This window comes from Parvibaculum sp., from assembly GCF_049672805.1.
GTDB lineage: Bacteria > Pseudomonadota > Alphaproteobacteria > Parvibaculales > Parvibaculaceae > Parvibaculum.
This window is the reverse complement of the sequence record NZ_JBATWS010000226.1, coordinates 1-8,947: the sequence shown is the minus strand read 5'-3', so window position 1 is coordinate 8,947 and position 8,947 is coordinate 1. Positions and strand designations below refer to the sequence as shown.

Here is an 8,947-nt window from a genome sequence, read left to right as displayed (position 1 = left end):
CATCGACGCGCTCTGGTCGCGCGGCATTGAATGGCTGAAGGCAGCGGGTGCGACAGTCACCGAGGTGAGCCTGCCTCACACGAAATATGCGCTGCCGACCTATTACATCGTTGCTCCTGCGGAGTGTTCGTCCAACCTCGCGCGCTATGACGGCGTGCGCTATGGCCTGCGCGTCGAGGGGCGGGACATTACCGAGATGTATGAGAACACCCGGGCCGCCGGTTTCGGCCCCGAGGTGAGGCGGCGCGTGCTGATGGGCACCTATGTGCTCTCGGCGGGCTATTACGACGCCTATTACCTGAAGGCGCAGAAGGTGCGCACGCTCATTGCGCGCGATTTCACCGAAGCCTTTACCGATGTGGACGTATTGCTGACGCCGACTGCCCCTTCGGCGGCCTTCGGCCTTGGCGAGAAGACCGACGATTTGCTGTCCATGTATCTGAACGACGTTTTCACCGTGACGGTGAACCTTGCCGGCTTGCCGGGCATCTCCGTGCCTGCGGGACTTTCGGCGGAGGGGTTGCCGCTCGGTCTTCAGCTCATCGGGCGGCCGTTTGAAGAGGAAGTGCTGCTTCGCGCGGCGCGCGCCATTGAGGAAGCCGCCGAGTTTAATGCAGCACCGGACGCTTGGTGGAGGGCATGATGCAGATGCGCGAAGCACGCAAGGAAGACCTGATCCAGGGACAGACGGGCGATTGGGAAATCGTTCTCGGGCTTGAGGTTCACGCGCAGGTCTCGTCAAAGGCCAAGCTGTTCTCCGGTTCTTCCACCACGTTCGGGGCCGAGCAGAACACGCAGGTGAGCCTCGTTGATGCCGCCATGCCGGGCATGTTGCCCGTCATCAACCGCTTCTGCGTGGAGCAGGCGGTGCGCACGGGGCTTGGCCTCAAGGCGAAGATCAATCTGCGCTCCGTTTTTGACCGGAAGAACTATTTCTACCCCGATCTGCCGCAGGGCTATCAGATTTCGCAGTTCAAGCACCCGATCGTGGGTGAAGGGCAGGTCGTGCTCGACATGCCGGAGGGCCGCACCGTCGTGGTCGGCATCGAGCGGCTGCATCTGGAGCAGGATGCGGGTAAGAGCCTGCATGACCAGCACCCTTCCATGAGCTATGTCGATCTCAACCGCTCCGGCGTGGCGCTGATGGAGATTGTCTCGAAGCCGGATATGCGCTCGGCAGAGGAAGCGCGCGCCTATGTGACCAAGCTGCGCACCATTCTGCGCTATCTGGGCACGTGCGACGGCAACATGGAGGAGGGCAGCCTCCGCGCGGACGTAAACGTGTCGGTTCGCCGTGTGGGTGAGCCACTTGGCACGCGCTGCGAGATCAAGAATGTGAACTCGATCCGCTTCATCGGGCAGGCGATCGAGTATGAAGCCCGCCGCCAGATCGAAATTCTGGAAGATGGCGGCAAGATCGACCAGGAGACGCGGCTTTTCGACCCCAAGACAGGTGAAACACGCTCGATGCGCTCCAAGGAAGAGGCGCATGACTATCGCTACTTCCCTGATCCCGACCTTTTGCCGCTCGAAATCACTCAGGAATGGGTGGATGAGATCAAGGCGTCGCTGCCGGAGCTGCCTGACGACAAGAAGGCGCGTCTGATGCGGGAGTATGGTCTGTCATCCTATGACGCGACCGTTCTCGTGGGGGAAGCAGCGCGCGCAGACTTCTTCGAAGAGGTCGCCAAGGGGCGCGATGCGAAGCTCGCGGCGAACTGGGTGACGGGCGATTTCTTCGGTGCGTTGAACCGCGAAGGACACTCCATCGAGGACACTCCGGTGACCGCGAAGCAGCTCGGAGAGCTCATTGACCTCATCTCTGACGGGACGATCTCGGGGCGAATCGCGAAGGAGGTTTTTGATTCGATGTACAAAACCGGTCGCGACCCGGCAAAAATCGTCGAGGAAGAAGGCCTGCAGCAGGTAACGGATTTTGGGGCTATCGAGGCGGCGATTGACGCCGTCATCGCGGCAAATCCCGATAAAGTCGAGCAAACAAAAGTCAAGCCCCAACTTGCGGGCTGGTTTGTCGGTCAAGTCATGAAATCCACGTCTGGCAAGGCAAATCCGAGCGTCGTCAACGAAATCCTCGCGAAAAAATTGGGTCTATCGTCCGACGACTGACGAAATTTTCGGCCCCCCTGATGAACCGTTTGGTAACCACTTTCCCCGGAAAGTGGCGCGGACGCGTGTGCACAAATCTGTTGCAGCGAGTTGCCGAGCGCTTTTCACGCGCTCATAGTAATGGCGTGCGCGCCTGAGGGGTACGAGGGCGCTAGCAATGTGTGCGTTGCGAGTACACGGATTGTCGCCAAGTAAATGGCACATCAGGAGCTAGAGAAAATGGCTACCACCACGAAAACGAAAGCTAAGCCGAAGGCCGCTGCGGCCAAAAAACCTGCGGCGAAGAAGCCTGCGGCCAAGAAGACGGCCGCCAAGAAGACCGTGAAGAAGCTCGCCGCGACTAAGACCGCGACGAAGAAGGCGCCCGCCGCGAAGAAGACCGCGGCAAAGAAGCCTGCTGCCAAGAAGCCTGCCGCGAAGAAGGCTGCTGCCAAGAAGCCTGCGGCGAAGAAAGCTGTAGCGAAGAAGGCTGTAGCGAAGAAGCCGGCTGCCAAGAAGACGGCTGCCAAGAAGCCTGCGGCCAAAAAGACGGCCGCCAAGAAGCCGGCTGCAAAGAAGACAACGGCTCGCAAGCCCGCCGCCAAGAAGGCGACGGCTCGCAAGACGACCGCTCGCAAGCCTGCCGCCAAGAAGGCGACGGCTCGCAAGACGACGACCGCTCGCAAGCCTGCTGCACGGCGCAAGCCCGCAGCTCGCACGAAGGCGGCCTGAGCAAGCGGAATGACCGATAAGCGCCGGCCAGCCACCGCCAGGGCAGCCCGGACGCGCAACTCGGCAGGGTCGAGCTCCGCATCAGCGCGGAGTGAGACCCACCCGATCGACTTCTACTATTGGCCAACGCCAAACGGGTGGAAGATTTCGATCATGCTGGAGGAGTGCGGGCTGCCTTATGTGGTGAGGCCGGTGAATATCGGAGTTGGCGACCAGTTCAAGCGATCCTTTCTGAAGATCGCGCCGAACAACAGGATGCCCGCCATCGTGGATCCGAAAGGGCCGGGCGGCAAACCGATCTCGATCTTCGAGTCGGGGGCTATCCTTCAATATCTCGGGCGCAAGACCGGCAGGTTTTATCCTGTCGGCGAGCGGGCGAGAGTTGAGGTTGACCAATGGCTGTTCTGGCAGATGGCTGGGCTTGGTCCGATGGCGGGCCAAGCCCATCACTTCCGTCAATACGCCCAGGACAAGATACCCTATGCAATCAAGCGGTATACCGACGAGGTGAACCGGCTCTATGGCGTGATGAACAAGCGCCTGAAGGACCGGGACTATCTTGCTGGACGCTACTCGATTGCAGATATGGCCTGCTGGGGCTGGATCGTACCCTATAAGAACCAGGGCCAGCGGCTTGACGATTTCCCATTCCTGAAGAACTGGTTTGAGCGGGTTGGTGCCCGTCCGGCCGTTCAGAGGGGATTTGCCCTCGGTCGCGAATGGCGCCGGGGCTCCATCGGTGACAAATCCAAGGAGGCCGAGAAGGCTCGCAAGATCCTCTTCGGACAACGCGCACAATAAGGCGGAGCGGGGCTTAAAACGGTCCGCCTGCTTATGCTAAGCTGCAGCGCCTTCGGAAACGAAGGCGCTGTTTGCCTTTTCAAAGCCGCGGGAGCCCCGGCATGCGCGCCTTCAGGTCTTTCTCTCTGCCCTCACTCAATGTCCTGTCGCTTGTTGCGGCTCTTGGCATCGTCTCGCTGCCCTTTGCGGCTCATGCGGAGACGGTGACGGGGACGGGCAGCCTCATCATGAAGGACGCCTACGGCACGCAGACCAAATGGGGCCGCTCGCTGGTGCTGCCGGAGAAGGGCAAGGTCGTCCGCGTCATGTATGGCAGCTACGGCTTTTCCATTCTCGACATGGAAGGCAACACGGTGGGGGACTATCTGGTGCCTGAACATGCGGTCGGGCAGGAGCTGGCCGCCGGTGAATACAGCATCGTTCCCTATGTCTGCGCGAAGCACCGCCATCACCATGTCGAAGTGACGGTCGAGTACTGATTTTCGCTCCGGCGATATCCCCTCTGTTCATCGCCACGCTCCCTCCCCATATGCGTCCTATCTGGCGGATTGCGCATGCGCTGTGCCGCTGTGCAAACTGGCCATCACTGTGCGCGAGGAGGGTGCGATGATCGATCTCTACACATGGACCACACCGAATGGCCGCAAGGTCTCCATCATGCTGGAAGAGGTGGGGCTTCCCTATGAGGTGCACCCGATCAATATTGGTAAGGGCGAGCAATTCGCGCCGGCATTTCTGAAGATCAGCCCGAACAATCGCATCCCCGCCATTGTTGATCGCGACGGCGATGGCGGCCCCGTCTCCCTTTTCGAAAGCGGGGCGATCCTGATCTATCTCGCGGAGAAGACGGGCAAGTTTCTCGCGCCCAAAGGCGAGCAGCGCGCCAAGGCGCTGGAATGGCTTATGTGGCAGATGGGCGGCATCGGCCCGATGCTCGGACAGGCCAATCATTTCATCAACGCCGCGCCGGAAAAGATTCCCTATGCCATTGATCGCTATGTGAACGAGGGCGTCCGGCTTTTGAAAGTGCTCGACAAGCGGCTCGGTGAAGCAGCCTTCATGGGCGGCGACTATTCCATCGCCGATATCGCGACCTATCCCTGGGTGAGCGCGGCGCTTCCCATGATCGAGAAGTCAAAGCCGGAGCTTGGTGGCGAGACGGCCAATGTGAAGCGCTGGCTTGAGGCCGTTGGCGCGCGCCCTGCGGTGCAGCGGGGCATGGCCATCCCGAAAGTTTGATCGCCGCCCCGGAAATATAAGTACGGGCAACGCGCGTTAACCATTTTTTCAGCGGGACTATGGAGAGTTGCAAGCGGGGATGGAGCACTTACTTCGTCGATTGGACAATTTGGACCAATGAGGATCAAGGGAGGAGCACATGGCTCGCATGCAGCTGGACACGCTCGCAAGGAGCGATCTTGCCGCGGAAGGCGGCAAGGGCGATGCGCTCTATAATCTGGGCTTGATGTATTCCACCGGCCGTGAGGTCGAGGTGGATCTCGTGACGGCGCATAAATGGTTCAACCTAGCCGCCATGAAGGGGTGCGAGGCGGCGCGTCACTGCCGGGCAGAACTTGCGGCCGAAATGACGGCGGCACAGGTGGCCGAAGCGCAGCGCCAGGCGCGCGAATGGCTTTCAACCCACTAACTGCCTGAAACCAAAAGACTTCTCTGGGCGGGGCCGTGGCTCCGCCTCGGTCTGGTGCCCGGTTGCGCGCCTTTCTCTGCGCCCGGCGCGATATTCGCTCCTGAAGCCTCATTTCACGGCGTCGACATGGAGCGAAAATGTTCTATGTTCCCGCCACTCATGAGGCCCTTTTCCGCGGCACACGCTACGGAAACCGCCTCGTGCATCCACCTGTTTCCCGGGAGTGGCCATGACTGAAGCGTCGCGCGAAGCTGACGATACCTCCGTCGAAGACCTGATCGAACTGCTCGACCTCGAGCGTATCGAGGAAAACCTGTATCGCGGACACAGCCCCGATGTGAGCTGGCAGCGCGTGTTTGGCGGCCAGGTGATCGGGCAGGCGCTCATGGCGGCTTATCGCACGGTGGAAGGGCGTCACTGCCATTCGCTGCATGCCTATTTCATCCGGCCCGGCGATCCGAAAGTGCCGATCGTCTATGAGGTGGACCGCTCGCGCGATGGCAAGAGCTTCACCACGCGCCGCGTCGTCGCCATTCAGCATGGCAAGCAGATATTCAATCTGGCCGCCTCGTTTCAGGTGCCGGAAACGGGCTTCGAGCATCAGGTGGACATGCCGAAAGTGCCGATGCCGGAAGAACTCGCCAGCGAGCGGGAACTGCGCAAGGTGGTTGCCGAAAAGCTGCCGCCCGAAATTGCGAAGCATTTTTCTCGGCCGCGCCCCATCGAAATCCGCCCGGTCAATCCGCAGGCCTATATCGATCCCGAACCTCTTGAGCCGGTGCAGCATGTCTGGTTCCGCGCGCGCAAGAGCGTGGGCGATGACATTCCGCTGCATCAGTGCATCGCGGCCTATGCGTCCGACATGACGCTGCTCGACACCTGCATCCGCCCGCATGGGGTGAGCTGGGTCTCAGGCAAGCTTCAGTCAGCGAGCCTCGATCATGCGATGTGGTTTCACGCGCCCTTCAGCACGGAGGACTGGCTGCTCTACACACAGGACAGCCCCAGCGCATCGGGCGCGCGCGGCTTTAACCGGGGCAGCATCTATACGCGGGAAGGCAAGCTCGTCGCTTCTGTCGCGCAGGAAGGTCTGATCCGCTATCACGGCACGCCGAAGGGCAAGGCCGGGGCCTGAGAGGGCGAGATTTACCGGATTTCCGGGGCCGGGCAGGATATTGGCCTTGAAGCGCCCCGGAATCTTGGGCATACACGGGAACGCTGGAGAGGTGGCCGAGTGGCTGAAGGCGGCGGTTTGCTAAACCGTTGTACAGTGTAAAGCTGTACCGTGGGTTCGAATCCCATCCTCTCCGCCATTTCCCGATATCAGCTGTCTGATCACCGAAAATGCTGCGGAAGCTCCATGCTGTCCGCAGCCTTTCCGTATGCGTTGCAGTTCAATGACGGCGTTTGCCGCGGAGGTGGTCTTCGCGGGATTGTTCGGCGCGGGAGGCGCCGATGGCGGTTTCGACGTTCTTGATTTCCTCCGGCGGGGGGAGCACGGCGGGCAGGCCGAGGGAGTCGATCCAGAGCTCCCGGGTCCAGCCCTTGGTGTGGTAGAGGTGGTGATCTTCTTCCTTCTCCACCTCTTCATAGGCCCTCTTCAGCACCTCGCCTGCGGGGCCGGATGTTTTCTCGGCGATGAGGCCGATCAATTCCCAGTTCATATGGTCTTTGGTTTCGGCGTGAACCACGCATTCGCCTGCGACCAGCTGCGCGGCATCGGGGTCGCCTGCGCTTTTCGCAAGTTCCATCGCCTGCACCAGTGAATTGCCGATATGGCTCACAACCTCGCGGCCCGCTGTCATCGTCTCGGGATTGAGTTCGAGTGCTTCGAAGACGCCGAGAAGAATGCGGTGATGGTTCTTCGTCTGGTCGAGATATTCTTCCCATTCTTCGCGCAAGTCGCTGTTGACCGCGCAGGATATGGCGGTTTCGTAAATCTTGATGCCGCCTGCTTCGGTTTCGAGCGCCTGATAGAGCAGTTCGTGCAGCTGGTTCTTGTCTGGGGATTTGCGTGCCATCGGGAGTCCTCCTCCGTTTGCGATCCGGTGCCGCCGGAGCTTCCAGCTCGTAAACGCGCAGAAGGGCTTCTGGTGCCATCGGAACCTTGCCACCCGACGTATCTGACCTACCGTCCCCTTGATCTGTCAGGTTCAGCAGCGGAGTGGTGTGGTGCCGGAAGAACAGTTTGCGCCCTTTCTGGCGGTTTTTGGCTGGATGCCTGCCTGGGTGGCGACGATGCTATTGCTCGGGCTTGCGGCCTCTGCGGCGCTTCTGCTTCATGCGGTTGTGGTGAAAATGCTGATGGTGGCGACGGCGCGCCGTGCGCCGGATATGAACACGCTGTTGAAGCAAACAAAGGCGCTCACCGCCGCGATTATGGTTTTCATTGCCTGCACCATTGCCGCGCAGGCGGTGCCGCTTGAAGAAGCGTCGCGGGCGACGCTCGGTTCGGTGCTTGGTGCGGGGCTCGTCGCCATCATTGCGTGGCTCGCCATCACGGCCATTCACATAACGACTGATACATATCTGCGGCGTTTCCGCATCGATGTGGCCGACAATCTGCGCGCCCGCAAGCAGGTGACGCAGGTGCGGCTGCTGCGCCGCGCGGTAGATACGCTGATCGTGGTGCTGGCGCTCGGGGCAGGGCTGATGACATTTGACTCCGTTCGCCAATATGGGGTGAGCATTTTTGCCTCCGCCGGTGCGGCAGGACTTGTGCTTGGCTTTGCGGCGCGGCCGGTACTCGAGAATCTGATAGCGGGCATACAGATTGCGCTCACGCAACCGATCCGCATTGATGACGCCGTTGTCATCGAAGGGGAATGGGGATGGATCGAGGAGATCGGCAGCACCTATGTGGTCATCCGCATCTGGGACTGGCGACGCCTGATCGTGCCGCTGGTCTATTTCATTCAGACACCCTTTGCTAACTGGACACGCGAAAGTGCATCGATCATCGGCACGGTGTTTCTGCATGCCGACTACACGCTGCCTGTGGATGAGATGCGTGCGTATCTCAAGGAGCTGTTGAAGGACATGCCGCTCTGGGATGGCAATGTGGCTGTCATTCACGTGACGGAAGCAACCGCGCGCACGATCGAGCTGCGTGTGCTTGTCAGCGCGCGTACATCGCCGGAAGCATGGGATCTCCGATGTGCGGTGCGCGAAAAGCTTGTTGCGTGGATGCGCGATAGTCACCCGGCTTCGCTCCCCGTTGTGAGAAGCATGCCGCAGTCGCAGGACCGTGATCCGCCGGGCGGTATTCTTGCAGAAGCCGAAACATGAACATCACGTGGGGCGTGATGAGCAAGAGGGGTGTGCCCTGACCGGCCTGCGAACCAGACCCTCTCCATTGGCTTGCGTCGGGAAGGCCGTCTCACCGGAGGCGGCCTTTTCTTTATTCCGGCGACCGTGATAATTGGCGGGAAATGGAGAGCGCGAGGCGAGATGAATATCGAGAATGTGACGGGACTGCTGGGCGGCATTGGCCTTGTGCTTGTCGGCATGTGGCTGATGACGGAGGGGCTGAAAGTCGCCGCGGGACCGTCGCTCAAGACTGCTCTGGAGCGCTGGACGAATACAAGGCTCAAGGGGCTTGCGGCGGGCTTTGTGCTCACCACGCTTGTCCAGTTCTCCAGCGCGGTCGTGATCGCGACA

Annotated in this window: 10 protein-coding genes, 1 tRNA gene and 1 pseudogene; 11 read left to right on the top strand and 1 reads right to left on the bottom strand. The window is 60.6% G+C overall.

Going from position 1 to position 8,947, the window contains the following annotated elements:
- The 9 genes from WBF74_RS07320 to WBF74_RS07280 all read left to right on the top strand — a co-directional run.
- The coding region (locus tag WBF74_RS07320) for an amidase family protein (RefSeq protein ID WP_424437435.1) at window positions 1–643 on the top strand (643 nt) is incomplete at its 5' end.
- Window positions 643–2,127 carry an Asp-tRNA(Asn)/Glu-tRNA(Gln) amidotransferase subunit GatB gene (gatB, locus tag WBF74_RS07315; RefSeq protein ID WP_424437438.1) on the top strand — a complete coding sequence of 495 codons (1,485 nt, stop codon included), beginning with the start codon at window positions 643–645 and terminating at the stop codon, window positions 2,125–2,127. The genes WBF74_RS07320 and gatB, both read left to right, overlap by 1 nt.
- Window positions 2,128–2,346: 219 nt before the next feature.
- Window positions 2,347–2,838 carry a histone H1-like repetitive region-containing protein gene (locus tag WBF74_RS07310; RefSeq protein ID WP_424437432.1) on the top strand — a complete coding sequence of 164 codons (492 nt, stop codon included), beginning with the start codon at window positions 2,347–2,349 and terminating at the stop codon, window positions 2,836–2,838.
- A 9-nt stretch (window positions 2,839–2,847) separates the two neighbouring features.
- Window positions 2,848–3,639 (top strand): glutathione S-transferase N-terminal domain-containing protein, encoded by a 792-nt coding sequence (locus tag WBF74_RS07305; protein WP_424437429.1) that lies wholly within the window; start codon window positions 2,848–2,850, stop codon window positions 3,637–3,639.
- Window positions 3,640–3,740: 101 nt separating this feature from the next.
- Entirely contained in the window at window positions 3,741–4,118 is a 378-nt protein-coding gene (locus tag WBF74_RS07300) for a hypothetical protein (RefSeq protein ID WP_424437426.1), read from the top strand.
- 127 nt (window positions 4,119–4,245) lie between these two features.
- On the top strand, window positions 4,246–4,878 hold the full coding sequence (locus WBF74_RS07295; RefSeq protein ID WP_424437423.1) for a glutathione S-transferase N-terminal domain-containing protein: 633 nt from the start codon (window positions 4,246–4,248) through the stop codon (window positions 4,876–4,878).
- Between the two features lie 139 nt (window positions 4,879–5,017).
- The gene (locus WBF74_RS07290) at window positions 5,018–5,287 is read left to right on the top strand and encodes a hypothetical protein (protein ID WP_424437420.1); all 270 of its coding nucleotides are present in this window, start codon (window positions 5,018–5,020) and stop codon (window positions 5,285–5,287) included.
- A gap of 229 nt (window positions 5,288–5,516) precedes the next feature.
- Window positions 5,517–6,422, top strand: coding sequence for an acyl-CoA thioesterase II (tesB, locus tag WBF74_RS07285; RefSeq protein ID WP_424437417.1), 906 nt, complete (start codon window positions 5,517–5,519; stop codon window positions 6,420–6,422).
- Between the two features lie 85 nt (window positions 6,423–6,507).
- Window positions 6,508–6,600 (top strand) — tRNA-Ser (locus WBF74_RS07280).
- 81 nt (window positions 6,601–6,681) lie between these two features.
- Here the strand turns inward: WBF74_RS07280 and WBF74_RS07275 are convergent.
- A complete protein-coding gene (locus WBF74_RS07275; protein ID WP_424437414.1) occupies window positions 6,682–7,308 on the bottom strand; it encodes a hypothetical protein in 627 nt (208 codons plus the stop codon).
- Between the two features lie 151 nt (window positions 7,309–7,459).
- Here WBF74_RS07275 and WBF74_RS07270 point away from each other — a divergent pair, with 151 nt between their 5' ends.
- Both WBF74_RS07270 and WBF74_RS07265 read left to right on the top strand, forming a co-directional pair.
- Window positions 7,460–8,575 carry a mechanosensitive ion channel family protein gene (locus WBF74_RS07270; RefSeq protein WP_424437411.1) on the top strand — a complete coding sequence of 372 codons (1,116 nt, stop codon included), beginning with the start codon at window positions 7,460–7,462 and terminating at the stop codon, window positions 8,573–8,575.
- A gap of 162 nt (window positions 8,576–8,737) precedes the next feature.
- Window positions 8,738–8,947: pseudogene (locus WBF74_RS07265) on the top strand (Na/Pi cotransporter family protein); the annotation flags it as partial.